Origin of the sequence: Bacillus sp. XT-4 (assembly GCF_050864245.1) — a bacterium.
GTDB lineage: Bacteria > Bacillota > Bacilli > Bacillales > Bacillaceae > Bacillus > Bacillus altitudinis.
Genome location: NZ_JBPAFI010000002.1, coordinates 586,432 through 603,140, shown reverse-complemented (window position 1 = coordinate 603,140; position 16,709 = coordinate 586,432). Strand labels below are relative to the sequence as shown.

Sequence of the window (16,709 nt, the reverse complement as noted above, 5' to 3'; positions counted from 1 at the left end):
CTTTGACTTATGACAAGATAGATGAGCGGGCGATTGGTTTAGCCGTGGTGATGATGCTTTTTATCTTTTGTTGGCATGACTCTGTCGACAAGTTCTGGATTTAAACATTGGATCGCGCAGAAACAGTTCAAATCAACTTCGATACAAAAGTCCGCTTTTTCTAAACCAAAGAAGTCAGGATCGCAAGGGTGACAAACGCTTAGCGTATGTCCGTGTACATCAACAGGTCTTAACACAGATAATGTGGCACAGCAGTCATGCAATTTTTCAACCCGGAAGAAAATGGATTCGAAGCATTGGCAATCGTCAACAAATCCTCCAATGTTTCCGAAAGTAGAGAACAATCCGCCCTTTTTATCAAAAAGTAAAAACGGAATCGTATCTTTTCCAGAAACTGTCGGGCTTAATAAATTACTGTAGCAGCTCGTAGGACATTTATCTTCTACAGCTTCCTGCTCTGCTAAAATCTTATCAACCGCATCGCATACACAGTTTTCATCATGTCGGCCATGGTGTTTTCCGCAGCTCATGGATTTCAGCTCCTTTAACAAGGTATTTGACTTTAGTCCTTAACAACATATGTATGCGCCCTCTAGTTGGTGTGGGTAAATGACTATTTATCTTTGTTGTATTTTTAGAAAAAGGAAAAGCAGAGCTTTTCGCTCTGCTTTTGTACATTAGAGGATACCAATTGCAACGATCGTCGCAACAAGTGTCTGTGTAAGCGTTTGGATGGCAATAGAGATGTCCGCATCGATTGTAGAGACTGTAACGTTTCTAGAGTTTTCGATGACAAGTTTCTGGCGATTTGTTTGTTTGTGGCTAGCTGCTTGTAAGAGATCTTGCGTGACGCGGTCAGCTAGGTCACCATCAGCGATTGAGATGTTTGTAATGGTGATGATCGCTGTTTGAACAGCTGCTTGGATAGATGCTGCAACCTGTGCATCAACAGAAGAAACGTTAATGTCACAAGAGTCTCTAACGATAATGACTTCCTCAGATGTTTGCTTTGTGACACTCACTTGATCAAAGTCTTGTAAAACATCTTCATCATCATAATAGTGGCCGTCACAAACTGCTTTTCTTTCGTAGTTATGATGGTAATCGCCGTGGTGTGTACAGTTACGATCTAGAGCGACCCAAGAGTATGGTTTAGAATCCATTTCTTTTCCTCCTTCCGTTTACTTTATTAAATGCTGGAATGATTGGTTTTGTCTCGGGCATTTATCCTAGCAGGCAACCCATTTTTATTTAATCGTTATTTTGCTGCGCTTGACGGCGCTGCTGGATACGATCTCGAAGTGAATTTCGTTTAGGACGCACTTGTGGTTCAGGCTCGACCTCTTCTGCATGTTTTGCTGCCTCTGCCTGACGCTTTTTCTCTTGCTGCTGCTGTACGAAATCATCTGCTTTCTTTTGTAAATCCTGAACCAGCTTCAAAATCATCCTTCTTTGATCTTCTGAAAGGTTTGCTTTCTGATCATCTGTGACATTATTTTTGTTTAAAATATCACTCACAAGAAGGCTTGTTAATGGATCAACATCAGTGTTGATTTGAAACTCCTTTTTTTCGTTCTCTTCAGCCACGATTATTTCACCTCTTTCATACATGATGTTAGAAAAAGAAAGGGTCAAAGAATGCCGGCTTCAACTAAAAGTACATTCAGTGTTTGAGTGAGAATTTGTACGGAGTTCATAATGGATGCATCAGATAATGTAATCGTGACGTTATAACAATTGATGATTTGAATCACTGTTTTCTTTTGAACTGTCACTTGTTGTGCAGCTAAAAGCTGTTCTGTGATGTCTGCAGCCAATTCATCATCTGGTACAAGAATTTGAATTAAAAGAGTAATGATTGTCGTTACGGTCGCTTGAAGGGAGAGTGCGGCTGTTACATCTGTTTTATGAATCGTGACATTTTCGGAATCCTTGATCTCGATGAAATCATCATAATTGCTGATTAATTCGTTTAACAGTTGTGTGTATAATAAATCAGCACTTTCTTCAATAGACAATACTTTCACTCCTTTCTTATCTATACATTATTTAATGCAGCAGAGGCTCAAGGTGGAATCGGAAAGCATGAAAAAGTACAACCCAATTTTATTTACACCCGATTCATCATGGCGGTCTTTCTTTTTGCATATATAAAGAAAGGACGGAAAAAGAAGAATGAAGGAGGTGGAGGTTCCATGAGCGGCGCTTTGTCATTTGCTATATTTGCCCTCGCATCCTTTAGGCTGACGAGATTGATCGTGTTTGATACGATTACAGCCCCCTTTCGCCGTCTATTTCATGAAGAGCAAGAAGAGGTAAACGAACAAGGCGAAGTCGAGACCTATATCGTCATTAAGGGGAAGGGACTGCGATCTTGGATAGGAGAGCTGTTAAGCTGTTATTGGTGTACGGGTATATGGTGCACTGCTGCTTTACTACTGATATACATATTTTTTCCTGTCATCAGCATGTGGCTTAATTTACTATTAGCGATTGCCGCAGCAGCAGGCTTGATTGAAGCAGTCGTGTCGAAGCTTGTGAAATAAACAGGCATTCTGATCAGACACGCTTAAAGAAAATGCATATACTAACATGGAATAGGAAAGGAAGGGTTGCGATGAAACCAACTGAAACACCGTCACATATGCTTCAAGGGTATCCAGCGCAGTCAAATCAACAATCTGTATATACGAAGAAAATCAAGAAGACGGGCTGCGGCTGCGGGAAGAAAAAGAAACCTCAATAGGGAAAAACAAAAGCCGGATTTATCCGGTTTTTTTGTTGCCCTTTTTTTGGGTGATGCATATGTAAGAGAGAAGGGGTGACCAGAATGGATGCATTCGAACAATTAATCGGTTCCTTGTTCACTAAACCCCATGATGGGAAAGAGCAAGCGCACGAAAAAGCTGAAATGGATCTAGCGAATAAAGCGAAGGATCTTGAAGAGCACTTAAAAGCATTTGGCGAGAAAATGGATACTTTTGCGAAAGAAACAGAAGCATTCATGATCCGTCATGGAGAGGCAGATTACGTCTTTAAACAGCAGAAATAAAAATTCCGCACTTTTTTATGTGATCGTCCAAACCATTTCATGTATTTTTCATATTTTGTAAGGGAGAAGAGGAGGTGCTTAAATATGAGTTGTTACGGTTACGGTGGCGGTTATTGCGGAGGCTACGGCGGCGGTTATGGTTCAACTTTTGTTCTTGTCGTCGTGCTTTTCATTCTTCTAATCATCGTTGGTGCTTCTTTCTTTAACTAAACAGTAAGAAGGTGAGGGAAGCAATAGGGAAGCCTTTTGCTTTCCTTTCTCTTTGCTAACAAGGCAGCAGGATAGGCACATATCTCGCCTATTTTCATATAGTAAGGTGATTACTCCACAAAGAGGAGGCAAAGGAATGGATAATAAATTCTTTAAAAGCGTGGAAAATAAAACTGGTGTAAATATGAATGATGTCTTTAAGCTTGCAGGTTCTTTGCAAAACGCGAACTTTAAAGATGAGAATACCGTTCGAGGTGTCATTAAAAAAGTGGCGCAGCTTGCAAACAAACGTGTACCTAAAGAAATGGAAGACAAAATCGTTCAATCGATCACAAGTGGAAAAGAAAAGCTTGATTTTAATACAATCGCTAAAATGATGAACAACAAAAAATAAACAACAGGCTCTCCATTTAAAGGGGGGCCTGTTGTTTTTGTGTGAATAATTCACGATTTTTCTTTAAAAGAGGGTACAAAAAGCGGGAGCGGTGAGCCATTTTTCCTCTTCTATATGATGGAACGGATAGATAAAGGGATAGTTCTGCTCTCGTCATGGCAACGTATAATAAGCGCCGCTCCTCTTCAATGGCTTCTTCATCACCGTTTCTCAGCTCATCAAGTGCAAAGTCATGAGGGAGCGCCCCATCAACCACGCTCGTGATGTACACTGTTTGGAATTCTAGTCCCTTCGCACGGTGGATCGTCATGAGCTGAACGCCTGGTTCATCTGATTTTTCCTTTTCAGCAGATTTCATATGTTCGGCATGAGCGAGGAAGGCTTCAATTGTTTCAAAACGTTTCGCCACTGTTTTCACATCTCGTACGTCATCTGTTCCTTTTTCAAGCACATTCGTATCATTCACACGTTTTTTTAAATAATCACCAAGTCCCATCCTTTGTTCAATAAACGCTACAGCTTCAGATGGCTTTAACGATTTTAACGTTCGAAACAGGGGAACGATCGATTGCAGTTTTTTGCGCTGAAACGGCTGAATGTCTGTTAGCTTTCCAAGTGCCTCTACCATAGAACAATCTTCCGTAATGGTCAGTGCCTTCATGGTATTCAGTGTTTGCTGCTTTAAAAAGAAAACGGGCAGCAGCAGCTTCATTGCGGCGACATCATCTGCATCCTGACTTAGCGAAAGAAAAGCGAGCAGCACCCGAACAATTCTTCTGCTATAAAAGGCTTTTACGCCAGCATCGGTTTGATACGGAATCGCCGATTGATGAAGACGTTCATAAATCGCACGGCCTCCTGTATTCGTTCTAAACAGCACGCAAAAGTCATTCGGTTTTGCACCGTTTTTAATTTTCTCCTGAATATCTGCTACGATTATGGTCGCTTCCTCTTCCTCGTCATATGGATAAAAAAGAGTCGGCGGAATTTTCTCCACGCGTACGGCTTTTAACGTTTTCTCGTAACGATGCTGGTTCTTCTTAATAATGGCGTCTGCACTTGCGACAATCGTATGATGAGAGCGGTAATTTGCATGTAAATGGACGATCTCGGCCGAAGGATAGTCCTGTTTGAAGTCAAGAATAAAAGCAGGATTGCTTCCTCTAAATGCATAGATAGCTTGATCATCATCGCCTACACAAAATAGCTGCTCGGATTCTCCAGCTAAAAGCTGGATTAATTGATATTGTACGGGATTAATATCTTGAAATTCATCTACTAAAATATACTTGAATCGTTCTTGATATTGTTTGAGCAATTCAGGCTGCTTATTCAGCATGTGTAAACAGGCAATCGCCATGTCATCAAAGTCAAATTGTTGATTTTCACGCTTTTGCTGTTCGTATGACTGATAGATTGTCCACATTTGCTTTTCCTTTTCATCTTTCAGCTCAGGAAGTTCGTTTGGTAAAAAAGCATTTTTCCAATAGCCGATTGATTGCAGCACTTGATCGGTTGGATAGTCTTTTTCATCAAGTCCTTCATGCATGATCGCTTTGCGAATATACTGCTCTTTTTGCCAGTCGAATTTAATCAAATGCTGTCCGTTCCATTTGCCCCGATCATCGTGAAGCAACATTTTATAAAATAGACTGTGGAATGTGCCTGTCACAACTTGGCTCGCCTGTGAAGGATGAAGCTGGTACTGCATACGCAGTCTTTCTTTCATTTCACTGCTTGCTTTTGTGGTGAAGGTCACGAGCAGGATATGGTGAGCAGGGATTTGATGGTGCGACATCAGATAAGCAGCTCTTGCTGTCAGTACCCTTGTTTTCCCGCTGCCGGCGCCAGCTAGCACAAGCATCGGACCGTCTTTGTGTGTGACTGCTTGAAGCTGCGGTGCGCTAAAGGTGATGTGTGGAAAGAGGTCAATGGTATGCACTTCTTCATTCTTTTCTAAATGAAAGGTTTCGCCAAATTGAATGGATCGTGGTTCCTGCCAGTCATCCGATTCTTCTGTTTGTGAGATGATCTGTTTGCCGGTTGGAAAGCGAAAGCCGCCAAGTTCTTTGTAGGATGCCTCTTCCTCTCGTTCAGCCGGTTTCTTTTCCTCTTGTTGTTCTCTTTTTTCGCAAATCTCTTGCTGAGATATTTGCTTATGGATAAAGGCAGGTTCTTCATGTATATTTAATCTAAAAAAGACGGGTTGTCCGCAATATGGGCAAGATAAATGCCCTTTTTTCCCCTCATCATGGAGGAATTGATAGTGTTCTCTCGAATATGTATGTAATGAGATCGTTCGATCATGTCGTCGTGCGCATTTCAAAGCTAGTCCTCCAATAGTCAATCAATGTTAAAAAGAAACACATCTAATCATATCAAATGAGGCGTGTTTCAAACAGTCATAATTAGGGAATAGTAGAGTAGAAGAGAAGCAAAGGAGGCGTTCTTGATGGGATATATAGCCCCGATTCAGCCGGATCTGTATTTTCAATATATCAATCGTCCTGCTCCTCAGGATAAAGAAGACTATGCGAAAGTGACGAAGGTCACTCGCACCTTTCATGACAAGGTATACAGAGAGCTGGAGAAAAAAGAGGACTTAGTGACAGAAGCGGAAACGAAAGTACAGCAAAAAAAGCGGGAACGCTTTGTACGAGATATGTTTATGGAAGAAGGTAAGGGCGTTCATATCAATACTTACGTCTAAATGACTGCGCTTTCTTCCTGAGCGAACGAGGTGGAATCAATAAAAAGCCAGAGCATCCATGATGCCCTGGCTTTTTATTTTCGTTAAACGGATAGTGTTTTTGTCATTTTGACATGTGTAATCCCTGCTTCTTCAAACGGTTCTGAAATGGCTTTGTAGCCTTTCTTTTCGTAGAAAGGAAGAGCTTGGACTTGTGCATGCATGACAGCCTCTTTCGCTCCGTTTGCCATCGCTTCAGACTCAAGTGCTTCTAAAAGCTGGTGGCCAAGGCCGAAAGAGCGCGCCTCTTTTAATACACAAATTCGTTCAAGCTTTGCCTTATGACCTTCAATTATGCGCAGTCTAGCAGCAGCTTGTGGTTTGTTGTCATCATTATAAATGACAAAGTGAATGGCTTCGTCCTCAAGTTCATCAATTTCGATCTCTAACGGGACTTCTTGTTCTTTTACGAAAACTTCTTTTCGAACATAATAAGCATCTTCTCGTTGTGTTTGTTCTTTTACGATGACTGTATTCAAATGTCTTTAACCCTCTTCTCCTAAGATAAATGTTTCATAAACGGTCCAAGAACCGTTCTCTAATTGATATAAAAGATGGAAGCGGTCAACCGTTTCCTCGTGGTCAATTTTTCTCAGCTTCAATGTGCCTAGAACGTCTGAATGCTCATCGTCTGATAACTTTTGAGCCACTGTCACATGCGGAACAAATGCATATTCAGGTGTACCAGCAAGCGGATCAGTGTACAACTTCTCATTGAGAGTCATTAATTCTTCGTTCGGTTCTACTTTCATATAAATCACGTTGTTTACAGGAGCGAATGAACTGAATTTTTTAATACGTAACGTAATAGGAGAAGCATTTTTTGCGTACTCTCGCAAGGTGGAGACGACCTCAGCTGCTTCTAGATCCGTTAATTCAAAAGGTGTTCTTAATGTTAAATGAGGTGGTATGAGTGCATAGTTCGGATCATAACGTTTCCGATAAGAGTTCGCAATGTCTTGCAATTTTTTTGATGGAAATAAAACAACTCCGTATTTCATCATGTTCCCTCCTGATTAAGAAAGTATTTATTATTTTTTATTATAACAAAATTCAGTTGATTAACGAATATGGGAGCATTCTTTTTAACGAAGGTGAAATGAGCGGCTGCCAAAACGTCCATTTATGATCGCCTTCGAATGTCTCAAATAAATAATCCGCACCTGACTTCTCCAAAAGGATCTTTAATTCTTCGTTCGGCTGAATAAAGTCAAGCACTTGCCCATCTGTCGTTTTCACAGCTGTTTCTTCTAACCCGATTTGATGGATAATGGCATAGTGAGCAAGGGATGATGACTGTTTGACTGCTTGCAGAACCGACTCATCCACGTAAGGAGACTGCAAAATCAGTCCGCCAAATAACGAAGGATAATCAATGGCTGTCATAAGTGAGATCGTAGCACCTAATGAATCACCAATAAATGTACGACCTGATCCAACTTGATACGTTGGGTAGTGTTCATCAATATACGGAACTAGTTCATTTGCCAAAAAGCGTTTATACGCCTCGAACTTTGGTCCGTCTGGATGATACGTATTTCGCCTTTCAGTCACATTTTCATATGGGACACCAATGATAATCGAGCGTTCCATTTCTTTGTTTTGCATTAATTCTTCCGCCTGTCTGCCTATTTTACCTAGACGGAAATAATCATGACCATCTTGTGCAATGATGACATGATATGTATAAAGGGGGGAGTAATTGACTGGCAAATAAATCAAAATGGTCATATCTGCCCCAAGTTCTTTTGACTGTAAGGTTTCTTCTTGAATGATGCCTGTTTTCTTCACCATAATCCATTCCTCCAGCTAACCAAATTCATCATAAGTGAAACGTTTCCATTCATTGTAACACGAAAAACAGCGTTGTTCCTATATGCTAACATGCAATCAAATTGGCTGACATCCAATCTGCTGCAAAATACAGAAAATTTTAATTAATCGTTACATTTCCCCTTGAAAAATGAGGTTTAATGCGTTACAGTATTAAGAATTAGAACAGACAGACAACACATTCTTATCGTGAGAGGTGGAGGGACTGGCCCTTTGAAACCTCAGCAACCGGTATGCATCACTTCATGTGATGTACCAAGGTGCTAAATCCAGCAAGCAGCTTTTTTGCTTGGAAGATAAGAGGAAGCGATTAAACCCCTTCTTCTTATGAAGAAGGGGTTTTTCTGTTTTGAAATTAGATTTTTACTTAGGATGGTGTCAAATGACAGAACATGTGGAAACGAAGTTAGCGCAAATTGGAAACCGCAGCGAAGAGGTGACTGGTACTGTCAGTCCTCCCGTTTATCTTTCAACAGCTTACAGACATAGAGGCATTGGGGAATCAACAGGATTTGATTATATTCGGACGAAAAACCCAACAAGACAGCTTGTAGAAGATGCGATTGCTTCACTCGAAGAAGGAACGGCCGGTTTTGCCTTCAGTTCGGGAATGGCTGCCATCCAAACGATCATGGCGCTGTTTGAGAGCGGGGATGAACTCATTGTTTCATCAGATTTATATGGCGGTACATACCGTCTATTTGAAAACGAATGGAAAAAGTACGGACTGCGCTTTGTTTATGATGATTTTTCAGATGAAGACTGTTTACGCTCTAAAATGACGCCAAATACAAAAGCCGTCTTTATTGAAACGCCAACAAACCCACTCATGCAGGAAGCGGATATTCAAAAGGTTGCGAAAATCGCAAAAGAACACGGTGCATTGGTCATTGTGGATAACACCTTTTATACGCCCGTCTTGCAAAAACCGATTACACTCGGAGCGGACATTGTCATTCATAGTGCCACCAAATATTTAGGCGGACATAACGATGTTCTTGCCGGACTTGTCGTCACAAAAGGAGAGAAGCTATCGGAAGACATGTTCCAGCATCAAAACGCCATTGGGGCGGTTTTATCTCCATTTGACTCATGGCTTTTAATGAGAGGAATGAAAACATTGGCGCTGAGAATGCGTCAGCACGAAGCAAATGCGAAGGAATTAGCTGATTTTCTAAAGCAGCAGCCGGAAATTCAAGATGTGCTTTACCCAGGAAAGGGAGGCATGCTGTCATTCCGAGTAGCCAAAGAGGACTGGGTCAATCCATTTTTGAGGCAGCTGAAAACGATTTGTTTTGCTGAAAGCCTTGGCGGAGTCGAAAGCTTCATTACGTATCCTGCAACGCAAACCCATATGGACATCCCAGAAGAGATTCGCATCGCAAACGGTGTGTGTAACAAATTGCTCCGTTTCTCAGTCGGGATTGAGCATGTGGAGGACCTAAAAGCAGACCTGAAACAGGCACTATCAAATGTGAAAGAGGGGGTACACACGAAATGACCACACACGATTGGACACTCGAAACACAACTCGTTCATAATGCGTTTAAAACAGACCGTTCAACAGGTGCAGTCAGTGTGCCGATTCAACATGCATCGACGTTTCACCAAAGCAGCTTCGATGACTTTGGTCAATATGACTACTCCCGATCAGGCACCCCTACACGTCAGGCATTAGAGGATACCATTGCAGCGCTAGAAGGAGGAACGAGAGGGCTTGCCTTTGCGTCAGGTATGGCAGCCATTTCAACCGCTTTTCTTCTATTGTCAAAAGGAGATCACGTTCTTGTTACAAGAGATGTGTACGGCGGGACTTTCCGAATGATCACCCAAGTTCTTTCAAGATTTGGGATTGAGCATACCTTTGTGGACATGACCAAATTGAATGAAGTGAAACAAGGCATTCAATCAAATACAAAAGTCATTTACATGGAAACACCGTCAAATCCTACACTCGGTATTACGGATATTGAAGGTGTCGTACAGATTGCGAAAGAACATGACTGTCTGACTTTCTTAGATAATACGTTTTTAACGCCTGCGCTTCAGCGTCCGCTGGACCTTGGTGTAGACGTTGTGCTGCACAGCGCAACGAAATTTTTAAGCGGCCACAGTGATGTACTGTCAGGCTTAGCCGTGGTGAAAGATGAGAAGCTAGGAGAAGAACTTTATTCGTTGCAAAACTCCTTCGGTGCGGTACTTGGCGTACAGGATTGCTGGCTTGTGCTTAGAGGATTAAAGACCCTTCAAGTCAGATTAGAAAAAGCCAGTCAAACCGCATTAGAACTAGCTTCATTCCTCAAAGAACATCCTGCGGTCAAAAAAGTATATTACCCAGGATTAGATGATCACCCAGGGGCAGACATTCAGCGGAAGCAGGCGAGCGGTGCAGGTGCTGTTCTTTCATTTGAACTAGAAAACCAAGCGGCTGTCAAAGAATTGGTCGATGGCGTCACATTACCTGTATTCGCCGTCAGCCTCGGAGCAGTCGAATCCATTCTTTCCTATCCGGCTAAAATGTCCCATGCCGCTATGCCAAAAGAAGAAAGAGAAAAAAGAGGCATCACGGATGGTTTACTTCGATTAAGTGTGGGCGTAGAAAACGGAGAAGACCTCAAAAGGGACTTCAAACAAGCACTAGATCAACTAAAGCCCGTCCTTGTGAATCAATCATAAAAGTCAGTAAAAAGCCGGTATGGATACCGGCTTTGTGCCTTTTTTGAACAAAACCATTGACGACTGACGATGATGGTTATATAATAGAGACTGTCAGTAACAGAAAGCCCAGAACTGATACATAATTCGATTCCGTAGCTCAGCTGGGAGAGCGCTACCTTGACAGGGTAGAGGTCGCTGGTTCGAGCCCAGTCGGAATCATATAAAAAGACGTTGATACAGAGCCATTCTCGAGATAATCGAGAGTGGCTTTTGTATTTCTAAAAACAAAAAGGTAACATTAACAAATTAAAAGCCACACTGTATTTTTCAGTGTGGTCAATTTAATATGTGATCAATTTGATCGGCACTCTGTTGGAAAGAGGCTTCAAATGCTCTTGGTGTTGTCGTTAAGGGTAATACTACCGGACAAAAAATCGATCGTTTTAAGTATTCGAAGTGTCAGTGACTAGAATTTTACCAACAATTATTCAGTGAATATGAACGTTGATAAAATGGTTGCTAATGAAAAAGGGGGCTAATAATGCACTGCAAGCAATTTGCCAGGGATTAAAGCAAATGAAAGGTAAGGTCTAATAGGTGTATAGACTGTATTCTATATACCTGTTTTTTGTTTGTTTTTTCCAAGATTTTGAGAGATAATTGAAATTGAAAGTTTTTGTTTTCATCGAGAGTTAATGAAGATATAGGAATTTTATAAAATCATTCTTTTAAGGAGAGTGAAAATTGAAAGAATATGTAAAAATTATTAGATTCGACAATGAGGGATTTTATTGTAAGCCTTATAACTCACCGGTTTATTACCATTCGTTGAAATTTATAAATTACGAGGTAACCAATCTTGAAGCAACTGATGTTTATGTAAAAAAAACTGACTTTATAAGACCTGAAAATAATTATGGATGGAATGGATGTTTTGTTTTTTTAGAGAAATATGACAAAAAGCTATTGTTAAAAGACGGTGCTCTTGCTATGAAGAGATTTGATAAAAAGAACATTGCTTATCTAAAAAATGAGGGTCAAACAATATGGGTTAGAAATAATGCTCATATTGGGAAAGGATATAGTTATGTAAGTGAATACATAACATATTTAGAACACGAAGGAGAGTCATACGAACAATTTGATTATATTGGACATTTTGCACATTATTATTGGGTGAAAATGAAAATTGACTTAGCTTTACAGAGAATAAAATTAGGTGAACGATATTTGGGGTACGTACCTGAATGGCTTTCAGAATGCTATATACTGGAGCATCAAGTAAGACAATTTGAATTTATAGATACTGAGAAGGAAACAAGCGAGATATAAGGTAAACCTGTGTGATAATGAGGGGGAGTCGCATGCCTGTGAAAATGATCACTTTATGGTACAAATACACTGATAAAGGGAACAAAGTTGCTGTTTTTAATCATATTGAAAATGGACATGTAGATGGAGAATTTCCAAAACCGAAAGATAAATCTTACACTAATCAAAAGGCATGGGAAAAGAGCGAGTGGAAGAAACAGTTTGGTTATATTGATCAGCAATATCAGGTTTGGAACACTCCGTCTGCATTTTGGACTGAATAAAAGAAGTATTTTGAAGAAAGTAGGGGAGGGATTAATATGAAAGTATCTTTAAATGATGTTAGACCAGGAATGTGAGAAAAAGAACCCTATAATTTTGGGGTTCTTTTTCATTTTTAAAATTTTTTATATTTGTACATTAGGTGTGAGGCGAAATCATAAAACTCTTTTGAAGCCATAACTTCTTTAAAGAATTTTCTACTTCTGGTGTTACCTGTGTAGTAATCCTATAGTTCTCGATTGTTTCTTTTCTCTTCTTTGGCTTGTTTTCGTGGTGTTCGCTCATGTTAATTAACCTCGGTAAATTTAGATTCCATACGGGCTTCTTTTATGATTATATTTGCTAATTCTTGATAGAATTGCTCTTCTGTAACGACATCACCATATACTTGAGGAAAGATCGCTATTGAGTAAGGCTTTCCTGGGAAAGTTAATGTCTTTGTTTTGTTTTTCTTTGCGTGCTCAAAGATTTCTTTCCAATTCCCTCTATTAGTTTTGACCACAATAAAACTATTTCTTAAATTAATAATAAGGAGAATAGAGGAGGGGGTCTATATGTAAATGATGGTAACTCACTACTTAGTACCCCTGCATAAAACAATAACTTTTTCCTGTTTACTGTGTAAAAAATAACCATATATACTTTATAGTGAAGTGTTTACATAGGAGGATGAGTGATGAAATTTGGTATAAGATGGTTAATTAGATTATTAGTATTAGCTTTAATAGTTAGTGTTTTACCGGCTAATGCTTTTGCAGAAGAATCGTCTAGCAACGAATATTATCCAGGGCAAACAAAACAGGATTTACAGGATCTTGAATTAGCACTTCTAGTCACAATGCCTGAGTTCCAAGGAATAAATCAGAAGATTGACGGTGATATTCAAACAAAGGCTGGCCAAACAAAAGCAATAAAAGAAGCAATTAAATTAGCATTAAACAATAAGCAAAAACTATTTAAAGGTATTGAGTTCTTCAGCAATAAGAAAACAGCTCGATCCGTAGAAATCAGCTCGATCCGTAGAAATCAGATGGAATAAATATGTTGAACCAGAATTGAAGGAGCTTTTAAAATGGGATAAACTCGTTTGGAAGTCTGTTAAAGATGCTGTTTACAGAGCGTTAAGGGCTGGAAAACTGTCCGAGACAACATCTGAGAGTATTTCTTTTTGGGTAGTTCAAGCACTAAAATGGATCGCATAAAAGGAGAGATAAATAATGGCTGGAAATGATATTCATGACATTATTACACAACAAGCTTTATTGACGAGTGCAGTCGTTAAACTATACGATAAACTTGCACCAGAAGAGATTAATACTGATATTGTCTATCTTAGACAAGGCTGGAGAAATGATGAGATAGATGGATTCAGTGACTATATTGCTAGACTGAAGATGGAAAAAGCATCACCTACACTTAAAGAAGCTAAAGAAAAAATTAAAGAAATTAGAACGATAGAGCCGACTAATGATGAAATTAAAGCATTGTTCCAAGCGTATAAAAATATTAGGATTGTTGGTGCATCAGAAACAAAAAACATATTGAAATAAATTGAGCTGCTTATGCGGCTCTTTTTTTGTGAAAAAAACCACCTACACATGAATGTAGGTGGTCATTTGTCTATCTAATTTTTCATTTATCTGATTGAATTCATCTTTTACTTCATCACTGAATTCAACAATATTGCATTCAATTTCTTTTAATTGTGCTGAAAGTTCATGAATAGCTTTTAGAATTTTTTCGGCTTCAGCCATATAGCTTCACCTCTGAGCTTTTTCTTCCAACTTGGTAACTGTGGCTTTAATTTCTTTCACATCTTGTTTAATGGTTGATACGTCCGCAGCCAAATGAGAAAATCCGATAAAAAACCTGCTTCCACTAGTTAGAAGCAGGCTTAGACTCATTTGTAGACGTAACACGTGCCCTCGATAACTTTGACACAATAGAAATCATCATAATAAGAATCTCCATTGTCATCTCTAAAGTAAATACGAACTTTTCCTACCCCATTTTCATAGCCCATCCATTTAAATTCTTCTCCTGTTTTATGTTTATTTCTGATAGGTGTTAAATCCCCTGGTTTTACTGGTTCTGCATTGACTGGAATTCCAGAAACAAATAAAGCCCCTGCAACAAACATAGCCCCGATAACTTTTTTCAAATTCATAAATGACACTCCCTCTCAAATTTATGTATCTATTGAACCGCCAATAGACATCCTAATATTAACATTTAATTTACACATAATTTGTCGAATGGTGCAATTTAATTGAAATATTTTCTATTTATTACTAATAACGACATCCTCTACAATAAGATGATTATATGTTAGAGGAAAAGTCTTGTTGACTTTTAAAAAAGCCTCAAAACAACTTCAATCATAAGCGCAGTTTCCGATATTATCCATGAGGTGACTATAAATGAGAAGCACACTGAAGGAAAATAGAGAAATTAAGGAATTTAGAAAGCAGAAGTTTACTAAGCAAAATTTAAAGCATAATTTGGTGGAGTTGAGTTCACGTGGACTCCTTGTTTACTTAACAGAAAACTTCCCTAGAGATGGTCAAGATTATCCCGAACATAAAAAGAAGATGATGATTCTAAAATCATTAGATACGGAAGATATATCATGCGCAATTGCTCGTATGGATAGGATTAATCATGTTAATGATCAAAAAAGATTGTTGTTCTTTATTGGAATAATATCCACAATTATCGTGGCTGCAACAACTGTTATTCTTAGAAAAATAGAGTTTGATCCTGGCACATCTAATTTAGGCATTGTTGCAACTATTGTAATGATATGCAATGTTCCTGTATTTATTTATCTAATGATTTCTTTGGCGGTGATAATGGACAGTTTCAGCAAAGCAACAGTTAATTATTTTAAAGACTTGCTTATCCTTGCAAGAGATGAGAGAAAGAACGATATTGAAATTGTTTAGCTTCTCTCTGAGCTAGATAACTTATATCCAGTTACTCACCGTGAATTATGGGTGAATATAGTCAAATGAGGATATTAAGTTGCCTAAAATGAACTTAGGGAGTATATGAATTCACTATCGATTAAACCTATAGGGGTAAAGTCCACTTTTTCCTAATACTGTCGTTTAAAACTACGGTATTCTTTCCATTCAATCTAAATTCCCTGTATAATTAAGGAAATGAATTTAGGGGGGGTAAAAGTGAAGGTTCTTAGATTTGAATATGAGAAAAATAGATTTAAATTATATGCGATGTTTATGGATGATATTTCAACCATGAGAGATGATGATGTTCAAAGAGATATGCTAAATAAGAGTAAAAATATAGTTAAAGCTGCTTTGGGCTTTGAAGGTTACCTGGAACAAGAATATTTTTCAACATACGAAGAAACCAATTCTGTGTATTGCTCATACACGTTTTGAAAGGATAACAAGATAAGAAGCGCTTAAAACGTGAGTTAGACGAAACTAAGACTATGAATTGATTGAGGATTAATTATTAACCCATGTTATCATAGAAGAAAATGGATAATGGGGGGTGTCAGTAAATGCTCAAATCAAAGTTAGTTCTTTGGACGTTTATCATTGTGACTGGATTCTATATGCTGGTGAGTATATGGAACATTGCTGTATTTCCAGATAAGACATGGGCAGATTATGCAGGACAGATGTTGATTGTCATTTTTGGGAGTATGGTGAATGGTTTAATCGCTGCATTCTTTATGTACGCAGCAGCTATGTTAGTGAAATATATTAATGGTGATAAAGCTTAAATTTATAGGCAGGCGTAGGTTTAAAACAGGCGCATAAAAAGGTAACAAAAAAGGTAACAAAATTTTTAGTTTTTAAAAAATACGAAGGAACACAAGAGGGGACAGAAGGATAAAGAAAGCTTATGTATCAAGGTTTGTGAGTGAATAGAGGATATCGCTGATCATCACAGGATTCTATATATCTACCTTGACAGGGTAGAGGTCGCTGGTTCGAGCCCAGTCGGAATCATCGTGAAACCCTTGCCTAGCAAGGGTTTTTTTGTTTTGTGGGTAATGAATATTTGTTCAGTTTTTATCCATCAGGTTGTTTCTAAGTATTCTTAGGACCAAAACGATGAAAGTGTTCTGCAAAGTGGATCGTTAAGTCTGTTAAGGTTTAAGTCAGCAATCTAAGGTACTATATAGACAGGAAAAAGTTAATTCCAGCCGAAAATCGGGATTTTTGTTTAAAGTCGGTATATAA

25 protein-coding genes, 1 tRNA gene and 1 riboswitch are annotated in these 16,709 nt (G+C 38.9%); of the genes, 16 read left to right on the top strand and 10 right to left on the bottom strand.

Annotation, left to right across the window (positions count from 1 at the left end; all coding sequences use genetic code 11):
* Nucleotides 1–38 precede the first annotated feature (38 nt).
* The 4 genes from ACRRMM_RS08375 to ACRRMM_RS08360 all read right to left on the bottom strand — a co-directional run bounded on the left by ACRRMM_RS08375 (nt 39) and on the right by ACRRMM_RS08360 (nt 2,018).
* Entirely contained in the window at nt 39–530 is a 492-nt protein-coding gene (locus ACRRMM_RS08375; protein ID WP_008348432.1) for a CotY/CotZ family spore coat protein, read from the bottom strand.
* 147 nt (nt 531–677) lie between these two features.
* Entirely contained in the window at nt 678–1,163 is a 486-nt protein-coding gene (locus ACRRMM_RS08370; protein ID WP_008348431.1) for a spore coat protein, read from the bottom strand.
* A gap of 88 nt (nt 1,164–1,251) precedes the next feature.
* On the bottom strand, nt 1,252–1,587 hold the full coding sequence (locus ACRRMM_RS08365) for a hypothetical protein (protein WP_008355377.1): 336 nt from the start codon (nt 1,585–1,587) through the stop codon (nt 1,252–1,254).
* Nucleotides 1,588–1,631: 44 nt separating this feature from the next.
* Nucleotides 1,632–2,018 carry a spore coat protein gene (locus tag ACRRMM_RS08360; RefSeq protein WP_007498962.1) on the bottom strand — a complete coding sequence of 129 codons (387 nt, stop codon included), beginning with the start codon at nt 2,016–2,018 and terminating at the stop codon, nt 1,632–1,634.
* Between the two features lie 177 nt (nt 2,019–2,195).
* Between ACRRMM_RS08360 and ACRRMM_RS08355 the strand changes: the two genes are divergently transcribed.
* From ACRRMM_RS08355 to ACRRMM_RS08335, 5 genes are all read left to right on the top strand, one after another.
* Nucleotides 2,196–2,546, top strand: a complete 351-nt coding sequence (locus ACRRMM_RS08355) for a DUF1360 domain-containing protein (RefSeq protein ID WP_045035236.1) — start codon at nt 2,196–2,198, stop codon at nt 2,544–2,546.
* Between the two features lie 71 nt (nt 2,547–2,617).
* Nucleotides 2,618–2,746 (top strand): hypothetical protein, encoded by a 129-nt coding sequence (locus tag ACRRMM_RS08350; RefSeq protein ID WP_008348422.1) that lies wholly within the window; start codon nt 2,618–2,620, stop codon nt 2,744–2,746.
* A gap of 84 nt (nt 2,747–2,830) precedes the next feature.
* The gene (locus ACRRMM_RS08345; RefSeq protein WP_008348420.1) at nt 2,831–3,052 is read left to right on the top strand and encodes a hypothetical protein; all 222 of its coding nucleotides are present in this window, start codon (nt 2,831–2,833) and stop codon (nt 3,050–3,052) included.
* A gap of 84 nt (nt 3,053–3,136) precedes the next feature.
* Nucleotides 3,137–3,262, top strand: a complete 126-nt coding sequence (locus ACRRMM_RS08340) for a YjcZ family sporulation protein (protein WP_047945550.1) — start codon at nt 3,137–3,139, stop codon at nt 3,260–3,262.
* A 136-nt stretch (nt 3,263–3,398) separates the two neighbouring features.
* Entirely contained in the window at nt 3,399–3,656 is a 258-nt protein-coding gene (locus ACRRMM_RS08335) for a stage VI sporulation protein F (protein WP_008348417.1), read from the top strand.
* A gap of 16 nt (nt 3,657–3,672) precedes the next feature.
* On the opposite strand, the gene ACRRMM_RS08330 is transcribed toward ACRRMM_RS08335, so the two are convergent.
* The gene (locus ACRRMM_RS08330; RefSeq protein ID WP_428828883.1) at nt 3,673–5,982 is read right to left on the bottom strand and encodes an ATP-dependent helicase; all 2,310 of its coding nucleotides are present in this window, start codon (nt 5,980–5,982) and stop codon (nt 3,673–3,675) included.
* Between the two features lie 126 nt (nt 5,983–6,108).
* Between ACRRMM_RS08330 and ACRRMM_RS08325 the strand changes: the two genes are divergently transcribed.
* Complete coding sequence (locus ACRRMM_RS08325; protein ID WP_008348414.1) at nt 6,109–6,366, top strand: hypothetical protein; 258 nt, start codon at nt 6,109–6,111, stop codon at nt 6,364–6,366.
* 83 nt (nt 6,367–6,449) lie between these two features.
* Here the strand turns inward: ACRRMM_RS08325 and ACRRMM_RS08320 are convergent, their stop codons facing one another.
* Genes ACRRMM_RS08320 through ACRRMM_RS08310 form a run of 3 tightly spaced genes read right to left on the bottom strand, consistent with a single transcriptional unit; the run spans nt 6,450 to nt 8,199 of the window.
* Nucleotides 6,450–6,884: a GNAT family N-acetyltransferase gene (locus ACRRMM_RS08320; RefSeq protein ID WP_047945552.1), complete on the bottom strand. Its 435-nt coding sequence runs from the start codon at nt 6,882–6,884 to the stop codon at nt 6,450–6,452.
* Between the two features lie 6 nt (nt 6,885–6,890).
* Nucleotides 6,891–7,406: a YjcG family protein gene (locus tag ACRRMM_RS08315; protein WP_024720139.1), complete on the bottom strand. Its 516-nt coding sequence runs from the start codon at nt 7,404–7,406 to the stop codon at nt 6,891–6,893.
* Between the two features lie 52 nt (nt 7,407–7,458).
* Complete coding sequence (locus ACRRMM_RS08310; RefSeq protein WP_035700344.1) at nt 7,459–8,199, bottom strand: esterase family protein; 741 nt, start codon at nt 8,197–8,199, stop codon at nt 7,459–7,461.
* A 220-nt stretch (nt 8,200–8,419) separates the two neighbouring features.
* A riboswitch (SAM riboswitch) is annotated at nt 8,420–8,541 on the top strand.
* A gap of 79 nt (nt 8,542–8,620) precedes the next feature.
* Between ACRRMM_RS08310 and ACRRMM_RS08305 the strand changes: the two genes are divergently transcribed.
* The 7 genes from ACRRMM_RS08305 (at nt 8,621) to ACRRMM_RS08275 (ending at nt 14,039) form a co-directional block, all read left to right on the top strand.
* Nucleotides 8,621–9,739 (top strand): methionine biosynthesis PLP-dependent protein, encoded by a 1,119-nt coding sequence (locus ACRRMM_RS08305; RefSeq protein ID WP_428828884.1) that lies wholly within the window; start codon nt 8,621–8,623, stop codon nt 9,737–9,739.
* The gene (gene metC, locus ACRRMM_RS08300; protein WP_428828885.1) at nt 9,736–10,914 is read left to right on the top strand and encodes a cystathionine beta-lyase; all 1,179 of its coding nucleotides are present in this window, start codon (nt 9,736–9,738) and stop codon (nt 10,912–10,914) included. Before ACRRMM_RS08305 ends, metC begins: the two co-directional genes overlap by 4 nt.
* 128 nt (nt 10,915–11,042) lie before the next feature.
* Nucleotides 11,043–11,115, top strand: a tRNA-Val gene (locus ACRRMM_RS08295).
* A 525-nt stretch (nt 11,116–11,640) separates the two neighbouring features.
* Nucleotides 11,641–12,228, top strand: a complete 588-nt coding sequence (locus ACRRMM_RS08290; RefSeq protein WP_428828886.1) for a hypothetical protein — start codon at nt 11,641–11,643, stop codon at nt 12,226–12,228.
* 32 nt (nt 12,229–12,260) lie between these two features.
* Nucleotides 12,261–12,491, top strand: a complete 231-nt coding sequence (locus tag ACRRMM_RS08285; RefSeq protein ID WP_428828887.1) for a hypothetical protein — start codon at nt 12,261–12,263, stop codon at nt 12,489–12,491.
* A 674-nt stretch (nt 12,492–13,165) separates the two neighbouring features.
* Nucleotides 13,166–13,528, top strand: a complete 363-nt coding sequence (locus ACRRMM_RS08280) for a hypothetical protein (RefSeq protein WP_428828888.1) — start codon at nt 13,166–13,168, stop codon at nt 13,526–13,528.
* Nucleotides 13,529–13,706: 178 nt separating this feature from the next.
* Entirely contained in the window at nt 13,707–14,039 is a 333-nt protein-coding gene (locus tag ACRRMM_RS08275; protein ID WP_428828889.1) for a hypothetical protein, read from the top strand.
* A 42-nt stretch (nt 14,040–14,081) separates the two neighbouring features.
* On the opposite strand, the gene ACRRMM_RS08270 is transcribed toward ACRRMM_RS08275, so the two are convergent.
* Both ACRRMM_RS08270 and ACRRMM_RS08265 read right to left on the bottom strand, forming a co-directional pair.
* Nucleotides 14,082–14,243 carry a hypothetical protein gene (locus tag ACRRMM_RS08270; protein WP_428828890.1) on the bottom strand — a complete coding sequence of 54 codons (162 nt, stop codon included), beginning with the start codon at nt 14,241–14,243 and terminating at the stop codon, nt 14,082–14,084.
* A 146-nt stretch (nt 14,244–14,389) separates the two neighbouring features.
* Nucleotides 14,390–14,656 (bottom strand): hypothetical protein, encoded by a 267-nt coding sequence (locus ACRRMM_RS08265; protein ID WP_428828891.1) that lies wholly within the window; start codon nt 14,654–14,656, stop codon nt 14,390–14,392.
* A 253-nt stretch (nt 14,657–14,909) separates the two neighbouring features.
* Between ACRRMM_RS08265 and ACRRMM_RS08260 the strand changes: the two genes are divergently transcribed.
* From ACRRMM_RS08260 to ACRRMM_RS08250, 3 genes are all read left to right on the top strand, one after another.
* A complete protein-coding gene (locus ACRRMM_RS08260; protein ID WP_428828892.1) occupies nt 14,910–15,434 on the top strand; it encodes a hypothetical protein in 525 nt (174 codons plus the stop codon).
* Between the two features lie 240 nt (nt 15,435–15,674).
* Entirely contained in the window at nt 15,675–15,896 is a 222-nt protein-coding gene (locus ACRRMM_RS08255; protein WP_428828893.1) for a hypothetical protein, read from the top strand.
* Between the two features lie 125 nt (nt 15,897–16,021).
* Entirely contained in the window at nt 16,022–16,246 is a 225-nt protein-coding gene (locus ACRRMM_RS08250; RefSeq protein ID WP_428828894.1) for a hypothetical protein, read from the top strand.
* Nucleotides 16,247–16,709: the final 463 nt, after the last annotated feature.